At 71.7% G+C, this 25,503-nt stretch carries 23 protein-coding genes; 11 read left to right on the top strand and 12 right to left on the bottom strand.

Going from position 1 to position 25,503, the window contains the following annotated elements; all coding sequences use genetic code 11:
- Nucleotides 1–130 precede the first annotated feature (130 nt).
- Nucleotides 131–2,524 (top strand): AAA family ATPase, encoded by a 2,394-nt coding sequence (locus Ade02nite_RS44465; protein ID WP_203777340.1) that lies wholly within the window; start codon nt 131–133, stop codon nt 2,522–2,524.
- Nucleotides 2,525–2,540: 16 nt separating this feature from the next.
- Here Ade02nite_RS44465 and Ade02nite_RS44460 read toward each other — a convergent pair whose 3' ends face one another.
- Nucleotides 2,541–2,909, bottom strand: coding sequence for a winged helix-turn-helix transcriptional regulator (locus Ade02nite_RS44460; protein WP_203777338.1), 369 nt, complete (start codon nt 2,907–2,909; stop codon nt 2,541–2,543).
- A 149-nt stretch (nt 2,910–3,058) separates the two neighbouring features.
- Between Ade02nite_RS44460 and Ade02nite_RS44455 the strand changes: the two genes are divergently transcribed.
- The 4 genes from Ade02nite_RS44455 (at nt 3,059) to Ade02nite_RS44440 (ending at nt 6,531) form a co-directional block, all read left to right on the top strand.
- Nucleotides 3,059–4,033, top strand: coding sequence for an NADP-dependent oxidoreductase (locus Ade02nite_RS44455; protein ID WP_203777336.1), 975 nt, complete (start codon nt 3,059–3,061; stop codon nt 4,031–4,033).
- 27 nt (nt 4,034–4,060) lie between these two features.
- Nucleotides 4,061–4,813, top strand: coding sequence for an SDR family NAD(P)-dependent oxidoreductase (locus Ade02nite_RS44450; protein WP_203777334.1), 753 nt, complete (start codon nt 4,061–4,063; stop codon nt 4,811–4,813).
- A gap of 79 nt (nt 4,814–4,892) precedes the next feature.
- Nucleotides 4,893–5,846 carry a pyridoxamine 5'-phosphate oxidase family protein gene (locus Ade02nite_RS44445; RefSeq protein WP_203777332.1) on the top strand — a complete coding sequence of 318 codons (954 nt, stop codon included), beginning with the start codon at nt 4,893–4,895 and terminating at the stop codon, nt 5,844–5,846.
- 52 nt (nt 5,847–5,898) lie between these two features.
- Nucleotides 5,899–6,531 carry a hypothetical protein gene (locus tag Ade02nite_RS44440; protein WP_203777330.1) on the top strand — a complete coding sequence of 211 codons (633 nt, stop codon included), beginning with the start codon at nt 5,899–5,901 and terminating at the stop codon, nt 6,529–6,531.
- Here Ade02nite_RS44440 and mtnP read toward each other — a convergent pair.
- Nucleotides 6,479–7,315, bottom strand: a complete 837-nt coding sequence (mtnP, locus tag Ade02nite_RS44435; RefSeq protein ID WP_203777328.1) for an S-methyl-5'-thioadenosine phosphorylase — start codon at nt 7,313–7,315, stop codon at nt 6,479–6,481. The genes Ade02nite_RS44440 and mtnP overlap by 53 nt on opposite strands.
- Nucleotides 7,316–7,505: 190 nt before the next feature.
- Here mtnP and ahcY point away from each other — a divergent pair, with 190 nt between their 5' ends.
- The 3 genes from ahcY to Ade02nite_RS44420 are packed head-to-tail and all read left to right on the top strand — an operon-like array spanning nt 7,506 to nt 11,117.
- Nucleotides 7,506–8,945: an adenosylhomocysteinase gene (gene ahcY, locus Ade02nite_RS44430; protein WP_203777326.1), complete on the top strand. Its 1,440-nt coding sequence runs from the start codon at nt 7,506–7,508 to the stop codon at nt 8,943–8,945.
- A 16-nt stretch (nt 8,946–8,961) separates the two neighbouring features.
- The gene (metK, locus tag Ade02nite_RS44425; RefSeq protein WP_203777324.1) at nt 8,962–10,143 is read left to right on the top strand and encodes a methionine adenosyltransferase; all 1,182 of its coding nucleotides are present in this window, start codon (nt 8,962–8,964) and stop codon (nt 10,141–10,143) included.
- Nucleotides 10,140–11,117, top strand: a complete 978-nt coding sequence (locus Ade02nite_RS44420) for a carbohydrate kinase family protein (RefSeq protein WP_203777322.1) — start codon at nt 10,140–10,142, stop codon at nt 11,115–11,117. Before metK ends, Ade02nite_RS44420 begins: the two co-directional genes overlap by 4 nt.
- Nucleotides 11,118–11,169: 52 nt before the next feature.
- On the opposite strand, the gene Ade02nite_RS44415 is transcribed toward Ade02nite_RS44420, so the two are convergent.
- The 3 genes from Ade02nite_RS44415 to Ade02nite_RS44405 form a co-directional block, all read right to left on the bottom strand.
- A complete protein-coding gene (locus Ade02nite_RS44415; protein ID WP_203777320.1) occupies nt 11,170–12,531 on the bottom strand; it encodes a cation:proton antiporter in 1,362 nt (453 codons plus the stop codon).
- 76 nt (nt 12,532–12,607) lie between these two features.
- On the bottom strand, nt 12,608–13,471 hold the full coding sequence (locus tag Ade02nite_RS44410) for an adenosyl-fluoride synthase (protein WP_203777318.1): 864 nt from the start codon (nt 13,469–13,471) through the stop codon (nt 12,608–12,610).
- Nucleotides 13,472–13,698: 227 nt separating this feature from the next.
- Complete coding sequence (locus Ade02nite_RS44405; RefSeq protein ID WP_203777316.1) at nt 13,699–14,229, bottom strand: adenine phosphoribosyltransferase; 531 nt, start codon at nt 14,227–14,229, stop codon at nt 13,699–13,701.
- Nucleotides 14,230–14,658: 429 nt separating this feature from the next.
- On the opposite strand from Ade02nite_RS44405, the gene Ade02nite_RS44400 reads away from it, so the two are divergent.
- Nucleotides 14,659–15,387 carry a response regulator transcription factor gene (locus Ade02nite_RS44400; RefSeq protein ID WP_203777314.1) on the top strand — a complete coding sequence of 243 codons (729 nt, stop codon included), beginning with the start codon at nt 14,659–14,661 and terminating at the stop codon, nt 15,385–15,387.
- Nucleotide 15,388: 1 nt separating this feature from the next.
- On the opposite strand, the gene Ade02nite_RS44395 is transcribed toward Ade02nite_RS44400, so the two are convergent.
- The 3 genes from Ade02nite_RS44395 to Ade02nite_RS44385 form a co-directional block, all read right to left on the bottom strand.
- Nucleotides 15,389–16,132, bottom strand: a complete 744-nt coding sequence (locus Ade02nite_RS44395; protein WP_203777312.1) for a hypothetical protein — start codon at nt 16,130–16,132, stop codon at nt 15,389–15,391.
- Between the two features lie 86 nt (nt 16,133–16,218).
- Nucleotides 16,219–16,824, bottom strand: coding sequence for a helix-turn-helix domain-containing protein (locus tag Ade02nite_RS44390; protein WP_239169503.1), 606 nt, complete (start codon nt 16,822–16,824; stop codon nt 16,219–16,221).
- Nucleotides 16,814–17,842 (bottom strand): DMT family transporter, encoded by a 1,029-nt coding sequence (locus tag Ade02nite_RS44385; RefSeq protein WP_203777310.1) that lies wholly within the window; start codon nt 17,840–17,842, stop codon nt 16,814–16,816. Before Ade02nite_RS44385 ends, Ade02nite_RS44390 begins: the two co-directional genes overlap by 11 nt.
- A 131-nt stretch (nt 17,843–17,973) precedes the next feature.
- Here Ade02nite_RS44385 and Ade02nite_RS44380 point away from each other — a divergent pair, with 131 nt between their 5' ends.
- Nucleotides 17,974–18,477: a YbaK/EbsC family protein gene (locus tag Ade02nite_RS44380; RefSeq protein WP_239169502.1), complete on the top strand. Its 504-nt coding sequence runs from the start codon at nt 17,974–17,976 to the stop codon at nt 18,475–18,477.
- On the opposite strand, the gene mtnA is transcribed toward Ade02nite_RS44380, so the two are convergent.
- Nucleotides 18,414–19,478, bottom strand: a complete 1,065-nt coding sequence (gene mtnA, locus Ade02nite_RS44375; RefSeq protein ID WP_203777308.1) for an S-methyl-5-thioribose-1-phosphate isomerase — start codon at nt 19,476–19,478, stop codon at nt 18,414–18,416. The two genes, Ade02nite_RS44380 and mtnA, sit on opposite strands and share 64 nt — an antisense overlap.
- A gap of 216 nt (nt 19,479–19,694) precedes the next feature.
- Between mtnA and Ade02nite_RS44370 the strand changes: the two genes are divergently transcribed.
- Nucleotides 19,695–21,527 (top strand): fluorothreonine transaldolase, encoded by a 1,833-nt coding sequence (locus tag Ade02nite_RS44370; protein ID WP_239169501.1) that lies wholly within the window; start codon nt 19,695–19,697, stop codon nt 21,525–21,527.
- A gap of 23 nt (nt 21,528–21,550) precedes the next feature.
- On the opposite strand, the gene Ade02nite_RS44365 is transcribed toward Ade02nite_RS44370, so the two are convergent.
- From Ade02nite_RS44365 to Ade02nite_RS44355, 3 genes are read right to left on the bottom strand one after another with little or no spacing between them, the layout of a single operon-like run.
- Nucleotides 21,551–22,891 carry an MFS transporter gene (locus Ade02nite_RS44365; protein WP_203777304.1) on the bottom strand — a complete coding sequence of 447 codons (1,341 nt, stop codon included), beginning with the start codon at nt 22,889–22,891 and terminating at the stop codon, nt 21,551–21,553.
- A complete protein-coding gene (locus Ade02nite_RS44360; protein WP_203777302.1) occupies nt 22,888–24,246 on the bottom strand; it encodes a serine hydrolase domain-containing protein in 1,359 nt (452 codons plus the stop codon). Before Ade02nite_RS44360 ends, Ade02nite_RS44365 begins: the two co-directional genes overlap by 4 nt.
- Nucleotides 24,243–25,502 (bottom strand): DegT/DnrJ/EryC1/StrS family aminotransferase, encoded by a 1,260-nt coding sequence (locus Ade02nite_RS44355; protein WP_203777300.1) that lies wholly within the window; start codon nt 25,500–25,502, stop codon nt 24,243–24,245. The genes Ade02nite_RS44360 and Ade02nite_RS44355 overlap by 4 nt, the downstream gene beginning before the upstream one ends.
- Between the last annotated feature and the right edge of the window lies 1 nt (nt 25,503).

The following is a 25,503-nucleotide window of genomic DNA, read 5'->3' as shown; positions in this document are numbered from 1 at the left end:
TTCGGTTCCCTCCCGCGCCGCGCACCGGCGGGGTACAGGCGGCAGTCACCTTCCCGATGCTGGGCCGGTGCGGCCGGGTGACGATGAACGTGCCGTGTGAGCTGGTCGATCGCTGGGGGGCGGAGAATCCATGAACCGGAGAGCGCCGGCCGCGCCGGTGCTGCGCGGGCGTGACACCGTGCTGTCCGCCCTGGACGCCGGTGTCGCCGCGGCGCTCAACGGACGCGGCGCCACCTTGCTGATCGAGGGGCACTGCGGCTCGGGCAAAACACGGATGCTGCACGAGGCACGGTGCCGGGCGGAGCGAGCCGGAATGCGGGCCCTGTTCGGCGAGGCGCTGGACGGCCAGCATGCTCTGCCCTTCGCCCCTCTGCTCGCCGCCACCGTGGGCAGCGTCCCGCCGATCGGTGATCCGGACGCCGTCCGCGCGCTGGGAGCCAGCACCGACCTGCGCTTCTGGGTGGTGCACGACCTGCGGGCCGCGCTGGCGTCCGCCGCGTCGCGGGCGCCCTTGGCAGTTCTCCTCGACGATCTCAACAGGGCGGACGACGGCACCCTGATGGCCCTGCGGGCATTGACGGCCGGGCTGCGGCACGTCGGCGTGCTCTGGGTTCTGAGCTTCTGCCACGGCCGTGACGGCGGGCCGGCGGTCCGCGAGGCGCTGAGCCGCCTGGAGGAGGAGGGCGCGCGGCGGCTCCACCTGGCCCCGTTGCACACCCACGAGACGGCCGCCATCGTCGAAGACTTCGCGGGCGCTCCGGGCGATCCCGGCCTGCGGGCGCTGGCCGAACAGGCGGTGGGCAACCCCTCGGTGCTTCTCGAGCTGCTCCGTGGCCTGCGAGAGGAGAACCGCCTGGAAGTTGGGAACGGCCGCGCCACGGTGCGCGGCGGGCCACTGCCGCGGCGTCTCCTCGAGGTCTTCGCCGAACGGCTGGGACGGCTCGGCGCGGAAGCCCGGCGGCTGGTGCCGGTGGCGGCGACGCTGCCACGGCGGTTCACCGTCGCCGAACTGGCCGGCATGCTGGAGCGCCGAGCGGCCGACCTCGTGGGCCCCATCGAGGAGACGGTCCGGGCGGAGCTGCTGATCAGCGACGGCGGGCATCTCCGCTTCCGGCACGACCTGCTGCGCCAGGCGGCACGCGAGTCCCTGCCGGCGCCGGTGCGTCAGGCGCTGGAAGCCGAGGCCGCGAGCGCCGGCCGTCGGGAGATCGCCACCTCGCCACCGAGGAACAGCCGGCCGGCGAGCCGCGACGCGCGGCTCGCGTACGACCTCTGGACGGCGGGGGACGTGGAGCCGGCCGCCGCCGAGGCCCGGCAGGTTCTGGACCGCGCCGGCGACGATCAGGCACGCGGATTCGCGCTGCTCACCCTCGCGGGCGTCGCTGTCAGCCGCGGCGCGGGTGCCGAGGCCGCCCTCCGCCTCGACGAGCTGCGGAACCACGACCACGCCGACGCCGGCCAGTCGCTGCGAAAGGCGCACATCGCCAATCTGTTGCACTGCCTCGGTCGTACGGATGAGGCAGCCGAAGTCCTCGCGGCGGCTCAGCGGGGCGCATGCCGCGACGGCGACGGTCCGTTGATCAGCCTCTGCGCGCAGATCTCAGGAATGTTGAGCCTGGCGGCCGGCCGGTTGGACGACGCCCGCTGCAGGGCCGAGTCGATGGCACTGCCGGTGGACGAGACCGGCGGCAACGACCTGGCCGGCGTGATCCAGATGATCACGTATGCCGGGTTGGCGACGTACACGGGCGAGGCCGGCCCGCGCCACGCGGCTCGGGCCCTGGCTCGCCGAGCGCAGTCGATCGACCGGCCGGTGAGCCGACGGTGGGCGGCACGGGTACTGGCCGAATTGACGGCACGTGACGAACCGTTCGAGGCGATCCGCCTACTCGACGACGACCCGCTCCTCCCGGCAGCCCTTCCGACGCCCGCGGACCAGCACTTCCTGGCCTTCGCCGCGCGACTCGCCGCGGAGACCCGCGACCGGGGCCTGGCCGATCGCGCGCGAGCGGCCGCGACGACCCTGATCGCGGACGGTACCGCACCACCGGTCTTCGCCGGTGTCTCGGCGTATGTTCTCGGGGTCGTCGACCACGACCTCGACCGGCTGCGCAGCGCAGCGCGGACACTTCAGGGCGTGCGGCCGCTGCTGCACGCGGCAGCTTGCGAGCAGATCGGCGGCATGCTGGCCCGGCGAGGTCGTCTGAGTTCCGCGACCACCCAATGGAACCTCGCGATGGAGACCTATGCCGTGTGCGACGCCACCGCGGCCGTCCGCAGACTCGCCGAGCGGCTGCGCGTCAGCACTCGGAGCAGTCGGCCCGTGGCCGGATGGGCCGCACTCACCGAAATGGAGCGCAAGGTGGTCCGCGTGGTGGCGGGCGGAGCCACCAACCGCGAAGCCGCACTCAAGCTGTTCCTGTCGCCGCACACCATCAGCACCCACCTGCGGCGCGCCTTCGTGAAGCTGGACATCAATTCGCGGGTCCAGCTCGCGAACCGGCTCCACGACATCGGCGGCTGAGGGCCAGGGCCACGACTCACCGGGCGTCGAAGAGATCGCGGTCCCGCTGGATCTCGGCGGCGTTGCGCTCGGCCCACCACGCGAGGCCGAGCACCACCTCGAGCAGGCTCAGGCCGCGCGGAGTGAGCGCGTAGTCGACCCGGACGGGCTTGGTGTCGAAGACGGTCCGGGTCACGACGCCGTCGCGCTCCAGCCCGTGCAGGGTCGCGCTCAGCATGCGCTGGGTGATCGGCTCACAGAGACGGCGCAGCTCGTTGAACCGCCGAGTGGCGTCGCCGAGCTGGCAGATGACGACGACCGACCATTTGTCGCCGACCCGTTCGAGCACATCGCGTACGAGTTCTCGCCCGCGACCGCAGAGCTCCGGCACCTCCTGCTGGCCCATGCCGCCAGTATACGTCGAATACCAGGTACGGAACGAGCCGGTATACCCGGGTATACCAAGTCATCTCAAAGTGCCCTCTAGCCGACATGCTCGCGCCGAAGTATCACTTGGATACCAGGTACATGAAGGGAACTAGAGAGATGCGTGCTGTGGCTTTGACCGAGTTCGGCGGGCCCGACGTCCTTCACATGATCGACCTACCGGAACCGCACGCCGGGCCGGGCGAGGTCCGGGTCCGCGTGCATGCCGCCGCGGTGAGCCCTGCCGACACGCTGTTGCGCGCCGGGGTGCACGCCGCGGCGATGCGCGGCCTGACGGGGCCGTTCGTGCCCGGCATGGACATCGCCGGCACGATCGACGAGATCGGCCCGGACACGGCCACCGGCCTGGTCCTCGGCGACCCGGTGATGGCGATGGTGCTGCCGATCGTGCCCGGCCCCGGCGGCACCCTCGGCTACCACGGTGGAGGCTACGCGGAGTACGTCGTCCTTCCCGCCGAGTGGGTGGTCGAGGCGCCGCGGGGCCTGGGTCACGCGGCCGCCGCGACCCTGCCGATGAACGGCCTGACCGCCTTGCTGACGCTCGACCAGCTCGCGCTCGCACCGGGCTCGCTTCTCGCGGTCACCGGGGCCGCCGGAACGCTCGGCGGATATCTGGTGCAGATGGGCGCGGCCGCCGGCGTCATCGTGATCGCCGACGCGGCGCCCGCCGACGAGGCCCTGGTCCGCAAGTCCGGCGCCGCCGAGATCGTGGCCCGGGGCGACGACGTCGCCCGCCGCATCCGCGGTCGTCACCCACGCGGCGTGGACGCCGTTGTCGACGCGGCGCTGGTCGGCCCGCGCATGCTCGACGCCGTCCGCGACGGCGGAAGCCTGGCGCTCGTCCGCGACGCCGGCGAGCCCGGCGGCTATGCGGCACCGGCCGAACGCGGAATCACCGTGCGCCATCCGTTCGTCCCCGACTACGCCGGCCGCCTCGACCGGCTGGCCGAGATCCGCCGCCTCGCCGAGGCCGGCATCCTGCTCCCCCGCGTCGCGCGAACCTTCCGCGCCGCCGAGGCGCCCGCGGCCCATCGGCTGCTCGCGGCCGGCGGCGTGCGTGGCCGGCTCGTTCTCACCTTCTGATCACACCGAACCCCTCAAGGAGTCATCATGTCCCAGCGTTTCGTCGGCAAAGTCATTCTGATCACCGGAGCCACCTCGGGTATGGGCCGCGCCGTCGCCGAGCGGGTCGCCGCCGAAGGCGCCCACGTCGTCCTCGCCGCCCGCGGCAAGCAGGCCGGCGACGAGCTGGCCGCGAGCCTGCCCGACGCCATCTTCGTACCCACCGACGTCACCGTGGAGACGGACGTGGCCGCCCTCGTCCGGCAGGCCGTCGACAAGTACGGCCGCCTCGACGGCGTCTTCAACAACGTCGGCGCCGCGACCGCGATCGGGCCGGTCGCCGACATCAGCGCCGAGGCCTGGAACGCCGAGCTGGCGCTCAACCTCAGCAGCGTCTTCTACAGCCTCAAGCACGAGATCCCCGTCCTGGAGGCAGCCGGCGGCGGCGCGATCGTCAACAACGCGTCCAACCTCGGCGTGGTCGGCGGCGCGGGCATGGCCGCCTACAGCGCCGCCAAGCACGGCGTCGTCGGCCTGACCCGATCGGCCGCCCTGGACACGGCGGCACGCGGCATCCGCGTCAACGCGCTGGTGACCGGTGGTGTGGACACTCCGCTGCTGCGCGGCAACCTCGGCGACTCCCCCGAGGAGGCGCTGCGTTTCGCCGCCGGCCTGCACCCGGTCGGCCGGATCGGACAGCCTGAGGAGATCGCCGCCTTCGCCGCGTTCCTGCTCAGCGACGACGCCACGTTCATCACCGGCGCGGCCCTCGCCATCGACGGCGGCCTCACCGCCGCCTGACGCCGGAATTCGCACACAAGAGGGCCGGCCCCTGCGTGGTCCGGCCCCTGGGGCGAACACAGGCGGAGAAAGGAATCACATGAGCCTGGAACATGCGGGAGAACAAGCCGTCCAGCGCTTGGCCGGTGAGGGCGGCCCAGGCTGGGGCACGCCGATGTTCGACTGCGAGATCGGAGGCTTCGCCCCGTTTCTGAGCCGGCAGCGCCTGATCGCCCTCTCCGGCGCGGCCGCCGATGGAAAGATCTGGTGCACGGTGCTCACCGGCGACGAAGGTTTCATCGCCGTCCCGGACGACCGCACCATGGTGATCCACGCCTTGCCACCGGCCGGCGATCCGCTCCGGGACGCCTTCACCGAGCCCGCCGATGTAGGCACGGTGGTCCTCTCCCCGCAGACCCTCCGCCGGGTGAAGGTCTCCGGCACGGCCCACCGCGAGGGCGACCGCCTGGTGCTGCGGACGGAGCAAGTGGTCGGCAACTGCCCGAAATACCTGCAACTTCGGACCGTCGTGGAAGACACCGCGCCGCCATCCGGCGTGCCGCACGGCACCCTGAGCCGCGAGCTGAACGGCGAACAACAGGCCATGGTGCGCACCGCCGACACATTCTTCATCGGCAGCCGCGCTCCCGGCCACGGCGCCGACGCCAACCACCGAGGCGGTCAACCAGGCTTCGTCACGGTGCTGGACGCACGAACGCTCTCGTGGCCGGACTACTTAGGCAACTCCTTCTTCATGACCCTCGGCAACCTGCATCTCGACCCCCGGTGCGGCCTGGCCTTCCTCGACTGGGAAACCGGCCGCACTCTCCAGCTGACCGGAACCGCCCGAATCAACTGGGACGAGCAGACGGCAAACCGCTTCCCCGGCGCCCAACGCATGATCGAGTTCAACATCGACAGCGTGGCGGAGATCGAACGCGCCAGCAGCCTGCGCTGGCAGCTGCACGCCTACTCCCGCTTCAACCCGCCCGTCCCGGCCGACGCTTCACCACTACATTCGGTCGCGTCACGGCCGCTCGCGGATCATCAGTAGCAACTCTGCGTGGCGCTTCGTGCTCAATGCCCCCGGCGCCGACCGTTTCCTGGTGCGAGACGTCGACACGGCACTTCGCGTGGCGATAGGCGACGAGTATCTCGGCGATGCCCTGCCCGCCGGCCTGGGGGAGATCATGTACGCCACGCTTTTCGGGTTGGCCGACGACTTGGAGCTCAGCGACCGTGCGGCCGTCGAACTGCTGGCCGAAGCAGAGGGGCAGATCGCCCTCGCCCATCGGCAAGAATGGGCCTTCCCGGACGGAAATGTCGACGCATCGATCTTGGGTGACGCTCACTGGCGGCGCACTCGGCAGCCCTACCTGGTCGCCAAGAACTGGCTACCCGCGAGAACCGGCGACTGTCGTCCACCACGTACGCCCCGATCGGACGAGCTGCGGCGACGAGCTCCGCGGACGCTCGCCGGGCGTTACGTCCGTTCCTTCCTAGTGCATTCCGGTCAGAAACGAGAAGTGGACTCGGACGACGTCCCCCACCAGGATCTCCTGCGGGTCATGCGAACGTCGTTCGCTCTGGCAGCACCCCTCTATCTGCATCCCGATCCCGACGTCCGCGAGATCGCCGAGCTGGTACGGAAGGGCACCTGGCCTGCCGGACTCCCCCGATCCGATCTCAGTCGCCGAAGCGCTCGTGCAGCAGTCGCCGCGCCTCGGGCGTGGCGGTGAGCACGGCGCCGTCGACGGCGTGGCGGCACCCGCAGTCGGCGGCGTCGTCGATGCGGGTGACGACGTCGGCCAGCACCTCGCGGGCGGCGATCACGTTGCTGCGCATGGTCTGCGCGACCATGTCGGCGGTGACCGGCTCCTCGCTCTCGTGCCAGCAGTCGTAGTCGGTGACCAGCGCCAGCCCGGCGTAGCAGAGCTGGGCCTCGCGGGCCAGGGCGGCCTCCGGCACCGCCGTCATGCCGATGATGTGCAGGCCCCACGAGCGGTAGAGGTGAGACTCGGCCCGGGTGGAGAACTGCGGGCCCTCGATGCAGCAGTACGTAGCGCCGTCGATGGCGTCGTCGTGCCCGCTGCTCTTCGCCGCCGCGAGCAGGTCGGCCCGCAGGCGAGGGCAGAACGGGGCGGCCATCGACACGTGGGCGACCAGGCCGTCGCCGAAGAACGTCGCGGGCCGTACGCCCTTGGTGCGGTCGACGATCTGATCCGGCACGACGAGCCGGCCCGGGGCGTAGCCGTCGACCAGGCTGCCGACCGCGCTGACGGCCAGCACGTGCCGCACGCCGAGCCGCCGCAGGGCGTACACGTTGGCCCGGGACGGCACCTCGGTGGGGGTGAGCCGGTGACCGGCGCCGTGCCGGGCGAGGAAAGCGACCCGCCGTCCGTGCAGGGTGCCCAGGGTGATGTCCGAGCTCGGTGGCCCATAGGGGGTCTTGACCCGCACGGTCTCCACCCCGTCGAGCAGGTCGAGGTCGTAGAGACCGCTTCCGCCGATGACGCCGATCATGTCTGCCTCCCCGGTTGTCGACGGCCAAGCTAACACCGGTGCCGGGCCGGGCGGGCTGACGAAAAGGGCACTCGGCATCCGCCTTTGGTGGCCGATCCGGTACCGCTTTGATCGCCGGATTTCTTCCTCCTGTGTGTCCCCCGATCCGGCTCTAGCTTGAGGGGAATCGCTGTCGCGTGTGGAGGGACTCATGGCATTCACCGACTACCGGATCGCGGATCTGTCGCTGGCCGCGTTCGGCCGCAAGGAGATAGAGCTCGCCGAGCACGAGATGCCCGGCCTCATGGCGTTGCGGCGCGAGTACGGCCCGACCCAGCCGCTGCGCGGGGCCCGCATCACCGGCTCGCTGCACATGACCATCCAGACCGCGGTCCTCATCGAGACGCTGACCGCGCTGGGCGCGCGGGTCCGGTGGGCCTCCTGCAACATCTTCTCGACCCAGGACCACGCGGCCGCCGCGATCGTCGCCGGGCCCACCGGCACGGCCGAGGAGCCGGCCGGCGTGCCCGTCTACGCCTGGAAGGGCGAGACGCTGCAGGAGTACTGGTGGTGCGCCGAGCAGGCGCTGCTGTGGCCGGACGGCGGCGGCCCCAACATGATCCTCGACGACGGCGGGGACGCGACGCTGCTGGTCCACAAGGGCGCCGAGTTCGAGCGGGCCGGTGTGGTGCCACCGGTCGAGTCGGCCGACTCTGCCGAGTACGCGGTGATCCTGGAACTGCTGCACCGCGGCCGGCGCGAGGACGACCGGCGCTGGACCGAGGTGGCGGCGGGCATCCGGGGTGTCACCGAGGAGACGACGACCGGGGTGCACCGGCTCTACGAGATGCAGCGCAACGGCACGCTGCTGTTCCCGGCGATCAACGTCAACGACTCGGTCACCAAGTCGAAGTTCGACAACAAGTACGGCTGCCGGCACTCGCTGATCGACGGCATCAACCGCGGTACCGACGTGCTCATCGGCGGCAAGGTGGCCGTCGTCTGCGGGTACGGCGACGTCGGGAAGGGCTGCTCGGAGTCGCTGCGCGGCCAGGGCGCGCGGGTGATCGTCACGGAGGTCGACCCGATCTGCGCGCTGCAGGCCGCGATGGACGGCTTCCAGGTCGCCCGGCTCGACGACGTGGTCGCCGTCGCCGACATCTTCGTCACGGCGACCGGCTGCGCGAACGTCATCACGCACGAGCACATGGCCCGGATGAAGCACCAGGCCATCGTCGGCAACATCGGGCACTTCGACAACGAGATCGACATGGCCGGGCTCGAGAAGCGCACGGATGTCGAGAAGACGTCCATCAAGCCGCAGGTCGACGAGTGGCGCTTCGCCGACGGCCACGCGATCATCGTGCTCTCCGAGGGGCGGCTGCTCAACCTCGGCAACGCGACCGGCCACCCCTCGTTCGTGATGAGCAACAGCTTCTCGAACCAGACGATCGCGCAGATCGAGCTGTTCACCAAGTCCGGCGACTACCCGATCGGCGTCCATGTGCTGCCCAAGCACCTCGACGAGAAGGTCGCCCGGCTGCATCTGGACGCCCTCGGCGTACGCCTCACGGAGCTCACGAAAGAGCAGGCCGCCTATCTCGGGGTCGCGGTCGAGGGCCCCTACAAAGCCGACCACTACCGCTACTGACTCGCGAAGGAGCATCGTGACTTACCGGCTCTTCACCTCGGAATCAGTGACCGAGGGCCATCCCGACAAGATCGCCGACCAGATCAGCGACGCGGTGCTCGACGCCTACCTGACGGCCGACCCGCACAGCCGGGTGGCGGTGGAGACCCTGGTCACCACCGGTCACCTCGTCATCGCCGGCGAGGTCAGCTCGGCCGCCACCGTGGACGTCGCGGCCATCGCCCGCGAGCAGGTGGCCGGCATCGGCTACGACTCGTCGGCCAAGGGCTTCGACGGGCGTACGTGCGCGGTCAGCGTCTCGATCGGCTCGCAGTCGCCGGACATCGCCCAGGGCGTCGACCACTCCTACGAGGCCCGGGCGGGCGGCTCGGGCGCCGACCGGCAGGGCGCGGGTGATCAGGGCATGATGTTCGGCTACGCCTGCTCCGACACCCCCGAGCTGATGCCGCTGCCGATCGCGCTGGCCCACCGGCTCGCCCGCCGGCTGTCCGCCGCCCGCCGCAGCGGCACCCTCGGCTACCTGCGGCCCGACGGCAAGACCCAGGTCACCATCGCGTACGAGGGCGCGCGCCCGGTGGCTCTGGAGACTGTCGTCGTCTCCACCCAGCACGCGCCGGACACCGAGCACCTGCTCGCCGAGGACGTGCGCAAGCACGTGGTGGAGCCCGAGCTGGAGGGGCTGACGTTGCGCACCGGCGGCTACCGGCTGCTGGTCAACCCGACCGGCCGCTTCGAGATCGGCGGCCCGATGGGCGACACCGGCCTCACCGGCCGCAAGATCATTATTGACTCGTACGGCGGAATGGCGCGCCACGGGGGCGGGGCGTTCTCCGGCAAGGACCCGTCCAAGGTGGACCGGTCGGCGGCGTACGCCATGCGGTGGCTGGCCAAGAACGTGGTGGCGGCCGGGCTGGCGGAGCGGTGCGAGGTGCAGGTGGCCTACGCGATCGGCAAGGCCGAGCCGGTAGGCACGTTCCTCGAGTGCTTCGGCACCGAGACCGTGCCGATCGACCGGATCGAGGCCGCCCTGGCCGAGGTCTTCGACCTGCGCCCGCAGGCGATCATCCGGGACCTGCAGCTGTTGCGCCCGATCTACCGGCCCACCGCCGCCTACGGGCACTTCGGCCGCGATGAGGAGACGTTCACCTGGGAGCGGCTCGACCGGGTCGACGACCTCAAGGCCGTGGTGAACCGGTGACCGTCCTCGTGACCGGCTCGATCGCGGTCGACCATCTCAGCACGTTCCCGGGCCGCTTCGTCGACCAGCTGGTGCCGGGGTCGCTGGACCGGCTGTCGCTGTCCTTCCTGGTCGACTCGATGCAGGTGCGCCGTGGCGGCGTCGCGGCCAACATCGCGCTCGGGCTGGCCCGGCTCGGCCGGCACCCCGCGGTGCTCGCCGCGGCCGGCCACGACTTCGCCGACTACGGCTCCTGGCTGGAGCGCAACGGCGTCGACATCGCGGCCGTCCGGCGCTCCGAGCACCTGCACACCGCCCGTTTCCAGTGCATCACCGATGCCGACGGCAACCAGGTGGCGTCCTTCTATCCCGGCGCGATGACCGAGGCCCGGCTGCTGGAGCTGCGGCCCACGGTCGACCGGCTGGGCGAGGTCGGCCACGTCGTCATCGGGCCGAACGATCCGGAGGCGATGCTGCGGCACACCGAGGAGTGCCGGGAGCGCCGCTACCGGTTCGTGGCGGACCCCTCCCAGCAGGTCGCCGTGCTGGACGGCAAGGACATCCGGCGCCTCGTCGAGGGGGCCGACTATCTGTTCACCAACGAGTACGAGCACGCGCTGCTGCTGCAGAAGACCGAATGGACCGAACGGGAGACGCTGACCCGGGTCGGCGCCTGGGTGACGACGCTGGCCGAGCGGGGCGCCCGCGTCGACCGGGCCGGCCACCCACCGGTTCGGGTCCCGGCCGTCACGGTCACCGAGGTGATCGACCCGACCGGGGTCGGCGACGCCTTCCGGGCCGGCTTCCTCGCCGCGGCCGGCGCGGGCGCCTCGCCGGAGCGCGCCGCCCAGCTGGGCTGCGTGCTGGCCGCCGCGGTGTTGCGGACCGTGGGCCCGCAGGACTACGAGACGGACCGGGCGCGGCTGATCTCCGAGCTGACCGGCGCCTACGGCGCGCTGGCGGCCGCCGAGATCGGTGCGTTGCTGCCCGGCTGAGGGCGCGCGAAAGCGGGGGCCGGGTTGATCCGGCCCCCGCTTTCGTGCGCCCTCAGCCGGTGCGCTGCACCGTGCGGGCCGATGCCGGGGTCCGCGAGCTCCGGTCGTAGTCGCGCAGCGCTTGCGCCCGGTGGTCCAGCCAGATGCCGGCCAGCTGCGAGGTGAGCACCGACAGCACCACCATCGAGGTGTAGAAGGACTGATTGACCACGCCGGCGGCCAGCGTCGTGGTGGCCAGCACGATGCCCGGGCCGCCGCGCGCGTTGAGAGCGATCGACAGGTCGGCCGACCAGCGCAGCGACTGACCGGCCAGCCGGGCCCCGAGCAGGACACTGAGCCCCTTCACCACGCAGCAGAGCGCGAAGAACCAGGCGAAGAACAACGGGCTGAAGTCCCGGACGAGGTCGAGGCCGAGGCCGACCGTGAAGAAGTAGATCGGGATGAAGAAGGCGAGCGAGAAGCGGCGGATGGTGGCCCACGAGTCCAGCTGGTCGCCGCCCAGGTCGCTCGCGCCGGGCAGCGCCGCCGGTTCGGCGCGCCGGGCGCAGACTCCGGTCAGCAGCGCACCGAAGATCGGGTTGATCCCCAGGACCGTGCAGAGCAGCACCGCGAACAGCAGCAGGACGAGCCGGTACGCGGTCGGGTTGCGCTTGGCGAGTGCTCGCGGCGCGCCGTAGAGCAGGAAGCGCAGCACCGAGGTGCCGAAGAACAGGAAGGCCGTGAGGAAGACCAGCGTCGCCGTCACGTGATAGCCCATCGTCCAGCCGGTGCCGTCGACGCCGATCAGCTGCCACAGCCCGAACTCGGTGGACGGCGCGCTGGCCAGGCTCAGCACCACGGCGAGCACCACGTAGAGGGCCACGTCCTCGAGGGTGGCCACGCCCAGCACGATCCGGGCGAAGGAGCCGCCGAGCAGGCCCAGATCGAGCATGATCCGGGAGATGACCGGGATGCTGGTGACCGCGACGGCGATCGCGAAGACCAGGATCGTCGTCGTGCGGTTGCCGGCCGGGCCGGCCAGGTCGTGGTGGTCCATCATCGCCACGACCGCGAGCCCGGCGCCGAAGGGCAGCACGAGCCCGGTGATGGTGACCAGGCCGATCGTGCGCCGGTCGCGGGCCGCGGTGGTCACCCCGAGCTCGCTGCCGGTCACGAACATCAGCAGCAGCATGCCGAGCTGGGCCAGCCCGGCGAGGATCGCCGGGACGGGCCCGGTCTTGGGAAACAGCGCCTCCTGCACACCGGGGGCGAACAGCCCGAGCACGGTCGGGCCGAAGAGCAGGCCGCCGAGGATCTCGCCGACCACGACCGGCTGGCGGAGCCGGGCGAAGAGCATGCCCACCGCGTGCGCGACGAACACGACGACGGCGATGGCGGCCACCATGGTGGCTATCTGTTGAGTGGAGAGGCTCACGACGTTCCTCCGGGTATTCCGGCGAAGAACAGCGGGCCGGCACGGACCTCGTCCGTGCCGGCCCGCCGGGGCGGAATCAGGCCTTTGTCACGGCTACCGAGAGGCCGGCCTTGAGGTTGTACGGGTACGCCAGCGGGGCGGCGTTGCGGGCGATCGCCAGATAGCCGCGGCTGTTGATGTAGATCACCGGGTCACCGATCTTCCCGGCGTCGGCGAACGTCGGCACCAGGGGCAGGTCGAACGTGAGCACGCCGTCCAGCAGCACCTTGAGTTGCGTCTGGTAGCCGATGCCGGCCTTCTCCAGATCGGAGCGGTGGATGTTGGTCCAGAGGTTGCCGAACGGGTGGTCGACGTTGGTGATGACGCCGTTGAGCACCCCGTCGGTGACCGTGCTCGGCTTCGCGCGGTCGAACCGGACGATCTCGTCGTCCTTGAGCGCCCGGCCCACCTCGTTGAGGGGGAAGCCGGCGGCCAGGTGCGCCGAGGGGATCGCCACCATCTCGCGGCTGTAGAAGGTCGGCTCCGGGTCGGCCGGGATCACCTTGGTGTTGCTGACCTCGTACGCCTCGATGTAGCCGTGCTCCTCGATGACCGTCGTGAGCAGGCCGTTGTTGGGCGCGATGTAGATGTAGGAGCCCTCGGCACGCTCGAAGCCGGCGCCCGAGCCGGCCCACTGGCCGCGGGCTCCACCCTGTGCCGCCTGCTTGATCCGCAGCGCCACCGAGCGGGTGCCGGTGCCGGTCGCCGGGTAGGTGGTGGTGGCGAACACCGTGCCCTCCGGGAAGAACCGCGGAAGGTCGACGATGTAGCGCGCGCCCTCGACGACGTCCCACGGTGTCATCGTGTGGCACACGTCGACGATGGTGACGCTCGGGCAGATGCTCAGCATGAGGCCCTTGCACTGAGCCACGGAATCATCCGTGGTGCCCAGGTCGCTCATGAAGGCGATAATCGGCCTACCATTTGTGGACATGCTTTTCCCTCCGTGCAACAAATACGGGGATGCTGGAAATAGCGGCGCGATTTCCCTCCGGCCGCCGCCCTTCGTTATCCAAGCTAGTCATCGGGGTGAGCGCCCAACAAGACGTATGCCGGTGTCGTTCCCGGCGCACGTTCCGGCCCGTCGGAATGCGACTTTGGATGTATCGCGACAGTGCCCGGATGGGATCACGGCACGGTGAGCAGGGAGGTGACGGGATTCGGCGCGAGCCGCTTCCGGCCACCGAGCGTGACGAGCTCCAGAATCACACCGCAACCGGCGACGGTCGCGCCCGACTGCCGGGCCAGCTCGGCCGCCGCGGCCATCGTGCCCCCGGTGGCCAGCACGTCGTCGACGAGCAGGACCCGCGCGCCCGGCGGCAAGGCACCATGTTGGACGGTGAGCTCGGCCGAGCCGTACTCGAGCGCGTATTTGCTCCTGTGCAAAGCTCCCGGCAGCTTGCCCGCCTTGCGCGCCAGCACGAGCGGGCTGCGGCTCGCGGCGGCCACCGCGGTGCCGATGACGAAGCCGCGCGCCTCGAGGGCGAGGACCGTGTCGAACGCGCCGGCGAACGGCTCCACGAGCGCGTCACCGAGCCGGGCGAGGAGCCCGGGCTCGGCGTAGAGCGGGGCGAGATCTTGAAAGGCGACTCCCGGCTCCGGGAAGTCCGGGAACACCCGCACCGGCGGGATCGTGTCGATGTTGATCGGCGATGCCATCGTTTTCCTCCGAGTAATCAAGGTCGGGCGGCGCGCCCGCCAATCGTGATGAAAGCTCACTCGGAGAAATCTGAGAAGAAGCAGGGATATTGATCGAGATGGCAGCCGGGCATGTGTCTTTCGTAGCAGATCAGGTACGCCGGTCCGGGGACTGACACTGACCTTTACTTGTCGCCGGGGCTACCGCACTATTGGTAGGCGTGCCTACGGGTGAATGAACCGTGCACGGCGGCGCTAACGACTCAGGACGGGGGGAGAGAGTTGAGCCGAAGTACCAGGAGCAATCCGCACGGGACCGGCTGACACCACCCAGCGCGCCATGGCCCGGCGATGCCCGGCCGCGGCGTTTCGGGCCGCCACCAGGCAGGTGACGGCATTCGATCAGGCGAACGGTGAGTGCTGAACGAATCATCGGCCAGGAGCTGTGCGATGACCCACGACCACACCGAGAAGACTGCCCAGCCTTACACCAACGGAGCCCTGATGCTCCACCCGACCGGGAACGGCCACCTCGTGGCCGATCCGTCCCGCCCGGCCACCCGGATCACCGTGGCCCTGGTCGATGAGCCGGGCCTGTTCCGCGAGGGCCTTGCCGGCCTGCTCGAGAAGCAGCCCGGCATCCACGTCGTCGGCGCCGCCGACGCGGATGCCGTGGCCGACCACGCCCTGCGCCACCACCGTCCGGACGTGCTGCTGGTGGGCCTCGACGCGGCCGACCCGCAGGCGCTCGACCAGCTGCGGATGCTGCGGCACGCCGTGCCGGAGGCCAAGCTGGTGATTCTCGCGGCCCGGGACGACCCACGCCGGGTGGAGCACCTGCTCGCGTCCGGCGCGCACGCGTACATCCTGAAGAACACGAGCCTCGACGAGTTGCTCACCACCATCCGGGTGGTCGACCAGCACGAGGACCATGTGGTGCTCTCCGTCTCGCGGGAGACGGTCGACCGGCTCCGCGCGAACAGCGAGCCGATCCTGTCGCACCGCGAGGCCGAGGTCCTCACCCTCGTGGCCGACGGCATGCGCAACTCGGCGATCGCCGCCAAGCTCTTCATCGCCGAGGGCACCGTCAAGCGGCACCTGACCAACATCTACGCCAAGCTCGGCGCGACGTCGCGGACCGACGCCGTACGCCGGGCCGCGAAGGCCGGATTGACCTGAGTCACCCCGCCACCGGGCAACGGCGCCCGGGCGGCTGGGCGGCCTGCCAGGCCGCTCGCAGCTCCGCCGGCCAGCCGGCGAGCTCGGCGCGGCAGTGCAGCACGGTGAACAGCTCGGTGTCGCGTACGGCCTCGACCCGCACCGGCAGCCGCGTCACCGTGAGCGGCCGGTCCAGCGCGCCGGCGGGCATGACGGGCAGGCCGGCCGACGTGCGGGCCAGGTTGATCGCGTCGGCCAGCAGGGCCCGCAGCCGTTCGTCCGCGTCGGGCCGTGCGGCCAGCCGGCGGACCGCCTGCCGGGCCGCGCGTCCCCGCAGCGCCCGGGCCGGCGCCGGCATTCCGGCGTGCGAGGCGACCAGGCGGGCCAGAGCGGCGCCGAGCGCGCGGCCGGCCATCGGCGTGTCGGCCGCCGTCGTGCCGGCTGCCGCTGTGCGGGCCGTCGCCGTGCCGGCTGTCGCTGTGCGGGCCGTCGCCGTGCCGGCTGTCGCTGTGCCGGCCATTGCTGTGCCGGCCATCGCTGTGCCGGCCAGCCACGGCACCGCGATCAGCACGGTGCCGCGCGCGGTGTCGGCGAGCCGGTCGTTGACCGCGCGGCACACGGTCGCCAGCAGGGGATGCAGCCGCTCGGACCGGTCGGTCCACGGGCCGCCGGGCAGGGTACCGGCCATCTCTACGAGGCAGCCGCCGCGCGCCGGATCGCAGTGATACCCGCGGCGCAGCACCGGAACCTCGATCGTCCGAGCCACCTCTTCATTGTCGGCCCCCGCGCCGCCGTCCGGTGTGGCGCGAAGGTCGCATCCGCCTACGACCTTCGATGTGCTTTCGGCACCGGCTAGGAGGCGCCCGCGTGCACGGTGGCTCCGGACGCGTTCATCGCCGGGTAGGTCATCACCAGGCTCGCCTCGGCCGGGCCCCGCGCCACCTCGTACCGATGGGGCACGTCGGCCGGGAACACCAGGAAGTCGCCGGCCCGCACCTCGCTGAGCGCGCCGTCCGGGCCGGCGCGCAGCACGCCCCGGGTGACCAGCAGGTATTCCACCGTGCCGGCAGCGTGCGGCGGGCTCTCCACGAAGCCCTCGGCCGGGGTGATCCGTACCCGCCAGATCTCGGTCATCACCCCGGGACCGATCCGCTGCAGCAGCTCCTGCCGGCTGTAGTCGGGGTCGGGGCTGCCGCGCTGCAGGGTGGGCGTGCCGGGCGCCGAGGTCGGGATCAGATCCCCGAGCGGCAGCCGCAGCGCGACGGCGATCGACGCGATCGTCTCGATGGTCGGGTTGCCGAGACCGGCCTCGAGCCGGGACAGCGTCCCCTTGCTGACCTCGGCCCGGCGGGCGAGCTCGGAGACGGACATGCGCCGGGCCTCCCGGAACCGGCGGATCTCCCGGCCGACCGCGGCGCCCATCCCGGCGGCCGGTGGCCCGTAGCTCTCAAGTGTCACGAGATCCATTCAGCGGTAAGGGGTCGGCTTCGTGTGCCGACACATTACCCGCCGGGGGTCCCTGCCTGCGCGATTCCCGCCCCGAGCGCTCGGCCGCCCGGCCGACGAGAGCCGCAGCGACCATCAGGAAGCCGCCGAGGCCCTGCAGCAGCCCGAGCGACTCGCCGGCCGCGCCGATCGCGAAGGCGGTGGCGAAGACCGGCTCGGTGCACAGGATCAGCCCGACGCGGGTCGAGCTGGACAGCCGGGCCGAGCGCAACTGCACGAAGAACGCGAAGGCCGTGCCGAGGACGCCGAGGTAGACGATGAGCAGCCAGGACCGGCCGTCGACCTGCCCGGCCACCTCCCACACCGGGTCGCCGGTGGCCACCGAGGTGAGCGTCGCGAGCACGACCACCACGACGAACTCGACCGCGGTGAGGTTCTGGATGGACTGGCCGTGCACGTGCCGGCCGAACAGGGTGATCTGGGTGGCCCGGATCATCGCGGCGCCCAGGATGATGAGGTCACCCGACCGTGGGTGGATGCCGTCGTTCAGCAGCAGCAGCGCGCAGCCGAACAGCGCCGCCATCGTGGCGCCGTAGACCACCCTGGGCTGTGCCCGGCCGCCGAGCAGACGCTCGAGCACGGGGACCAGGACCACGGAGACGGTGATCAGGAAGCCGGCGTTGGCCGCCGAGGTGTGCTGGACACCGACCGTCTCGAGGATCAGGATGCCGTAGAGCATGGCGCCGAAGGCCGCGCCGGCCAGCAGCTCCTTGCGGTTGAGCCGGCGCAGCGTCGGCGCGGCCAGCAGCAGCACGACGGGCAGCGCGGTGAGGAACCGCAACGCCAGGAACGCGGCGGCGGGGACCCGGTCGCCCACGACCTGCATGACCACGTAGCTCGAGCCCCAGATGATCGCGACCGCCAGGATGGACAGATCGGACCAGAGCAGGGACCGGGCCGACGCCGGGCCCACGGGCTCGGCCGGACGTGCGAGGCTGGGCTCGAGACCTGCCTGCCGCTGCTTCCCCATGTGCGATTGCCTTCCCCCGCGAGACGAGCCGTGCAATAAAATGATCGCTTTCGTAGATTACACTGAACGCCGACACGACCGCTGACCGTGACCGCCGACCGTCCCCGGCGCGGCGGACGAGAGGATGACGCATGGAGCTCGAGGCAACCTACGATCGCCTGATCGCCCTGCTGGACGACAACGGCGCCACGTACCGGTTGATCGATCACCCCGAAGAGGGACGGACCGAGATCGTCAGCGGCTACCGCGGGCACGACCCCGCGGCGGCGGCCAAATGCATGATCGTGATGGTCAAGCTCGGCAAGAAGGTCACCAAGTACGTGCTGGCGGTCGTGCCCGGCGATGCCCGGGTCGATCTGCAGGCCATCAAGAGCCTGTTCGGCGGCACCTACATCTCCTTCGCGACGCCCGAGATCGCCGAGCGGCTCTCCGGGTGTGTCGCCGGGACGATCCTGCCGTTCACGTTCACCGACGAGCTCGAGCTGATCGCCGACCCGGGCATCAAGGGCTTCCCCGAGCTGTTCTTCAACGCGGCCCGCCTCGACCGGTCCCTCGCGCTGCGCACCGACGACTACCTGCGGATCGCCTCGCCCCGCTTCGAGCCGATCGTCGCCGCCACCGAGCCCGCCGCCTGAGGGGCCGAGCCGGTCGCCTCGGCGGCACGACCGAGCGGCAGCGTCCGCCGCTCGGTCACGACGGCCGTGATCAGCTCGGCCGGCGTGACGTCGAAGGCCGGGTTGACCGCCCGCGCGCCGGGCGGGGCGATCCGGTGCCCGTCGACGCTGAGCACCTCGTCCTCGTCACGCTCCTCGATGGGGATGCCGGCGCCGGTCGCGGTGTCCGCGGCGATGGTCGCCTCGGGCGCCGCCACCAGGAACGGGATGCCGGCCCGGGCCGCCGCGAGGGCGTGCGCGAGCGTGCCCACCTTGTTCGCCGTGTCGCCGTTGGCGGCGATGCGGTCGGCTCCCACCACGACGGCGTCGATCTCGCCGCCCAGGATGAGGCCGGCCGCGGCGCCGTCCACCACGACCCGGTGCGGGATGCCGGCCTGGCCCAGCTCCCAGGCGGTCAGCCGGGCGCCCTGCAACAGCGGCCGGGTCTCGGTCGCATAGGTCATCGTCAGCGGTGACCGGCGGTGCAGCTCCGCCACCACGCCGAGAGCGGTGCCGATCTCGACGGCGGCGAGGGCGCCCGCGTTGCAGTGCGTCAGCACCCGGGCCGGCCGGCCCAGCAGGTCGGCGCCGCGCTCACCGATGGCGCGATTGGCCGCGATGTCGGCGTCGCGCAGCGCGAGCGCGGCGCCGACCACCGCCGAGGCGCCGCCGGGCAGAGCCATCATCGCCTGCTCCACGCCCCAGAACAGGTTCGTCGCCGTCGGCCGGGCCGCGGCGAGCTGCCGGGCGGCGGCCCGCGCGGCCGCGCCGACGTTCTCGCCGCGCTCGCGCGCCCGCACGGCGGCCAGCGCCACGCCCATCGCGCCGGCCACGCCGAGCGCCATGGCGCCGCGTACCGCGAGCCGTTTGATCGCCACGATCAGCTCAGCCGGCTCGCGCAGCGCCAGGTGTTCCACCCGGTGCGGCAGCAGGGTCTGATCGACGATCACGACCGTGTCGTCCTGCCAGTCGATGGCCCGCATGACATTCCCCTTCGCCTCGTCCGCTGTCGGCCCTCCATGGTTGTTGACCGGGCCCGCCGTGGCATCGGAACGAAGTCACACCGCCGGATACATCGTTGGTGCACTCCTCATTCTTCGCTCCCGCGCCCACCTGTGCCGGCCGCGGTCCGCTCGTAGATTCGCAGGCAACGATCGGCGCAGCCCGGGAGATCACTCATGTCATCACCGCAGCAGCCCATGACCCTCGCTCGGATCGGCCGGCTCATCGAGCGCGAGGAACTCGAATCGGCCGCCGTCCTGCACCTGACGGCCAACGAGACGCTGTTGTCGCCGGCGGCGCAACGGGTGCTCGCCACGCCGCTGTCCAACCGCTACCTGCTCGAGCACCTCGAGATGCGCGAGGACTCACCCTCGCGGCTGAACAACTTCCTGTACCGCGGGATGAACGGGATCAACGAGATCGAGGCCTCCGCGACCGAGGTGTGCCGGCAGCTGTTCGGTGCCGAGTACGCCGAGTTCCGCTGCCTGTCCGGCATCCACGCGATGCAGACGACCTTCGCCGCGCTGTCCCGGCCCGGCGACAAGATCATGCGTATCTCCACCAAGGACGGCGGCCACTTCCTGACCGAGCTCATCTGCCGCACCTTCGGCCGGTCGAGCTGCACGTACGCGTACCGGGACATCTCCGAGATCGACCTGGACCGTACCCGCGAGGTCTTCGAGCGGGAACGGCCCACCCTGCTGTTCCTGGACGCGATGAACTACCTGTTCCCGTTCCCCGTGCGGGAGCTCAAAGAGATGTGCGGGGCGGTGCCGCTGATCTACGACGCGTCGCACACGCTCGGGCTGATCGCCGGCGGGCAGTTCCAGGACCCGCTCGCCGAGGGCGCCGACATCCTGCAGGCCAACACCCACAAGACGATGTTCGGCCCGCAGAAGGGCATCATCCTCGGCAAGAGCCGCGGCCTGATGGAACGGATCAGCTACACCCTCTCCAACGGGCTGGTCAGCAGCCAGCACACCGCCTCGGCGCTGGCGCTGTTCATCGCCCTGCACGAGATGTACGTGTACGGCCGCGAATACGCGGCCCGGGTGGTGGAGAGCTCCCGCTACCTGGCCGCCGCGCTGCACGACCGTGGTGTGCCGATCCTCGAAGCCGATCGCGGCTTCACCCGCAACCACATGTTCTTCGTGGACAACCGGCCGCTCGGCGCCGGGCCGGCGCTGTTGGAGCGGGTGCTGCGCGGCGGCATCGCGGTGAACCGGTCGGTCGCCTTCGAGCAGACCGACACCATGCGGCTCGGGGTGCAGGAGGTGGTCCGGCGGGGCTTCACCAACGCCGACTTCGACCTCGTCGCCGACTGGCTGGCGGCGCTGCTGCTGCACGACGCCGACCCGCAGCCGATCGCCAACGCCGTCGCCGAGCTGCTCGGCCGGCGGGCCACGGTGAAGTACTGCGATCCCGGCCCGGACAGTCCCGCCGTCGAGGCCCCGGCCCCGGTGGCCACGACGCGCCGCTGGGCCGACATCGACCTGCGCCGCGAGCCCATCACGCTCGACCCGGCGGGGTTCGACGGCGCCCGTGCGCTCGGGCAGCTGGCCGGCGTCTTCGAGCACCAGACCGACTCGGCCGGCAACATCAGTTTCCAGCGCAACGGCAGCACCTTCGTCACGGCCACCGGCGCGTACATCAAGGACCTGAGCCCGGCCGATTTCGTCGAGCTGCACGACAGCACGGGCACCACGCTGCACTGCCGGGGCACCGGCACGCCGTCCGCCGAGTCGTACATGCACTACCTGATGCGGACCACGGTGGACGCCGCCTTCGTGGTGCACAACCACTACATCCCGAGCGACGACGAGCTGGACGGCTTCGACGTACTGGTCATCCCGCCCAAGGAGTACGGCAGCGTCTCGCTGGCCGAGGCGGTCACCGAGGCCGCCATGAAGAGCCAGGTCGTCTACGTCCGCCGGCACGGCCTCGTGCTGTGGAGCGAATCGCTCGCGGGCGGCCGGGAGCTGCTCGACAAGCTCGCCGTCGCCCTGAACGCCGGCAAGCGTTCCGGGTGAGGGTTCGCCGGCACCGCGGGAGATCAGCGGGTAACTCGCACGGGGGACGGGCAGGCGCACACGGCCGTCGCCAGCACCGCCAGCCCGGCCGCGACCAGATAGGCCGTCGTCTGCCCGCCCGGCGCCGCAAGCAGCACCGCGATTCCGATCGCCGTGCCGATCTGGGCCGCCGCGTTGAGCAGCCCGCCGAGCAGCCCACTGGTCTCTTCGGTGGCCTCGGCGGTGCCCTGTGCCGTGGACGCCACGGAAGCCAGCCCCAGACCGAGCCCCGACAGGGTGAGCCCGGCCAGGAAGACCCACAGCGACTCCCCCGAGACGCCCAGCGCCTGCACCGTCATCGACGCCGCGATCACCGCGAGGCCGATCGTCATGGCCGGCCGCGCGCTGATCCGGCGCAGCGCGCCCGGCGCCAGCGTCGACGAGACCACCACCCCGGCGCTGAACAGCAGGAAACAGGCGCCGCTGACCGCACCGGACAGGCCCAGGACGTCCTGGGCGAAGAGCGTTCCGATCACGTTGGCGCCGCTCGTCGTCGCGGTCAGCACCGCGGCCACCCCGGCACCGAGCCGGAACGAGGGCAACCGCCACACCCGCGGCGGCACCATGGGCACCGCCGCACGCCGCTCGACCAGTGCGAACAACAAGCCCGCGGCGATCGCCACGATCAGGCCGGCCCAGGCCGCCGGCCGGCCCAGACCCTCGTTGAGCGCCCACACCAGCGCCACCACGGCGGTGATCGCCAGCAGCGCGCCCGGCACGTCGAGCCGGGTGACCCGCCGGGCCACCGGCCCGACGATCAGCGGCGTGACGACCGCCGCCAGCAGCTCGACCAGGCCGATCGCCGCGAACAGCCACCGCCAGCCGACGAGCTGCGTGACCACACCGCCGAGCACGAAGCCGAACGCCCCGCCGGCCGCCCCGGCCATCGTCCACAGCCCGAGCGCCCGGCTGCGCCGCGGCCCGGGCGGCAGCGTGGCCAGCACCATCGCCAGCGCGGCCGGCACCGCAACGGCCGCGCCGAGCCCTTGCAACACCCGCCCGGCGAGCAGCACCCCGCCGCTGCCGGCCAGCGCACACACCACCGACCCGGCCGCGACGAGCAGGCTGCCGCCGATGAAGACGGCCCGCCGGCCGAGTAGGTCGGCCACCCACCCGCCGGGCACCAGGAAGCCACCGAAGACCAGCGCGTAGCTGCCGGCCACCCAGGAGAGCATGGCCGCGCTCAGCGCCAGGTCGTGCTGGATCGCCGGCAACGCCACGATCAGCAGCGTCACCCCGATGACGTCGACGAATTGAGCAGTGCAAGCGAGGGTCACCACCAGGCCGTCGCGGCGGTTGGTCCCGGCGGTCTGCCGACTGGTCATACCCGACGGTAAGGCAGGCCGTTGAGAAGCACATGGCATGCGGTGGCGCCCGGCTCGTCGCGGACCGCGCCGATGCTGACCCGCCGGCTTCCCGCGTGCGCGCGCCACGGTGGCCGCGCCCGGTCGTCGGCGGGCGTCGCCCAGACGTCCGCGGCCACCGGCTCGAGCTCCACCTGCTGGTCGGGCGCATGCACCAGCAGGCGCCCAGCGCGCGGCTCGAGCCGCAGGCCGGCGCCGCTGGCCGGGCGCTGATAGGTCCCCTCGACCCCGGCCGGGTCGGCCCCTCCGCCGGTCCGGCGCCACTCGCCGGGGGCGACGCCGAGACCGCTGAGGATCTCGTCGATCACCCGATAGCGGTGGTCACGCAGCTCTTCGCCGCGGTTGTCCGCCCACACCAGACCCACCCCGGCGGCCGGCACGCAGAGCAGCTTGCACCACATGCCGTCGTAGAAGCCCTCGTGGCCGAAGCGAGCCACGTCGCCGTCCCACGGCCCGAGGTAGAGGCCGAGGCCGTATCGGAGGTTCACGTCGAGCCGTACGTCGGCGTGCGGCTCCCGCATCTCGCGGAGCCGAGCCGGGTCGACGGCTGAAGAGGCCGCCGAAGCGACCAGGTGCAGGGCGCCGAAGCGGGCCATGTCCGCCACCGTCGACCAGCACTGCGACGACGGCGCGTGCTTGGCGGCCAGCCACGGCAGGTGCCCGACGCGCAACGCGCCGGCCTCGCCGACGTGGTGCTGCAGCAGCGGGAAGGTCATCGCCACGGCGGGGTCGTGCGTGGTGCGGGCCATGCCCAGCGGCTCGGCCAGGCGCTCCCGCCAGAGCTCGCCGAAGGCGCGCCCGGTGCGCACCTCGGCCACCCGCCCGGCGACGATGAACCCCAGATTGCTGTAGGAGTAGACCTGCCCCGGCCGCCCGACCAGTGGCGTGCGGGGCGGCTCGCCGGCGGCCGTCTCGGCGATCGCCGACGGGTCGCGGCTGCCGCCCTCGTGGGTCACCGCGTCGGGGATGAAGCCCGCCCGGTGACTGAGCAGGTGCCGCAGGGTGACGTCGCCGCTGCCGGCGCGGCCGCGCAGCCGGAAGTCCGGCAGCGTGGCGGTCACCGGCTCGTCGAGATCGAGCACGCCGTCGCCGGCCAGGGCCGCGACCAGCGTGGCGGTGAGCGTCTTCGTCACCGACCAGATCCGGAAGACGGTGTCCGGCCGCAGCGGCCGGCCGGGCTCGTCGAGGCTGGTCAGGCCGCTCGCGACGGTGTGGGTCGGGCCGCTCGCGTCGAAGGTCGCGACGGCCACCCCGGGCACGTCGTGCGCGCGCCGGTAGTCGTCGAGCAGGCGGGTCACCGTACCGCTGTCGATCATGACGTCACCGCCGTCCGCGAGCCGGCGGTGACGTCGCGCAGCGCGGTCGTGACCGCGTCCGCGACGTACTCCACCTGGCTGTCCCGCATCGCTGGGTAGATCGGCAGGTTGATCAGCTCCTGGAACCAGATCCGCTCGGCGACCGGCGCCTGGCCGTAGGCGCCGCCCCGGGCCCGCCACTCCGGCAGCAGGTGCAGCGGGAAGTAGCGCAGGATGATCTCGACGCGGTGCTCGTGGTGCAACCGGCGGATCAGCTCGTCGCGCACGCCGGGCGCCGCGCCCTCCAGCCGGATCGTGTAGAGGTGGTAGGAATGCTCCCGTTCCGGCAGATCACCGTGCACGCGCACGCCGGGCAGCGCGCCCAGCCGCTCGTTCAGATAGCCCGCCAGCCCGCGGCGGCGGGCGACGAAGGACGGCAACTTCGCCAGTTGAGTACGCCCGACGGCCGCGGCCGGCTCGCTCATGATCGCGTTCGTCCCGCCCGCGCGAACCGTCCCGCAGTCGTGCGTGTAGGCGTTCTTGCAGTGCCGCTCCGGGTCGTCCGGCAGCGGCGACTCGTGGGCACCGAAGGCGGTCGGCGCCGGCCGCGCGGTGAAGTCCGCGTCCGGCTCGATCGAGCTGACCCGGCGCAGCCGCCCGGCCCACTCCGCCGACCCGGTCGTGACCATGCCGCCCTGGCCGAGCGTCGACATGTTCTTGAGGCTGTGGAAGCTCCAGCAGCCGACGTCGCCGATCGTGCCGACACCGCGGCCGCGGTAGCGCGTGCCCAGCGCGTGGGCACAGTCCTCGACCAGCGCGATGTCGTGCGCGTCGGCCAGCGCGCGCAGCCGGTCCAGGTCGGCGGCCAGCCCGCCGTAGTGGGTGATGTAGACCGCCCGGGTCCGCGGCGTGATCTGCCGCAGGACGCCGGCCGGGTCGAGCGCGAGGCTCTCGGGGTCGACGTCCGCGAAACGCACGGTGATCCCGCGGGTCAGCAGCGGCGACACGGTGGCCTGGAAGGTCAGCGGCGAGGCGATCACCTCGTCGCCGGGCCGCAGGTCCAGCAGGTGGGTGGCCAGCTCGAGCGCCATCGTGCAGCTGGTCACCGACACGGCGTGGCCGGCGCCCACGTCGTCCGCGAACTCCTGCTCGAACGCCCGGCGCTCGAAGCCGGAGGAGAGGTGCTTGTCGGAGCGCAGCAGGCCCGCGACGGCGGCGATGTCGGTCTCGTCGAAGATGCTGCCCTGACCGTGGTAGGGCACCACGAACTCGGTCATG

Source organism: Paractinoplanes deccanensis, from assembly GCF_016862115.1.
GTDB classification, from domain to species: domain Bacteria; phylum Actinomycetota; class Actinomycetes; order Mycobacteriales; family Micromonosporaceae; genus Actinoplanes; species Actinoplanes deccanensis.
This window is presented reverse-complemented; position numbering and strand designations above follow the sequence as displayed.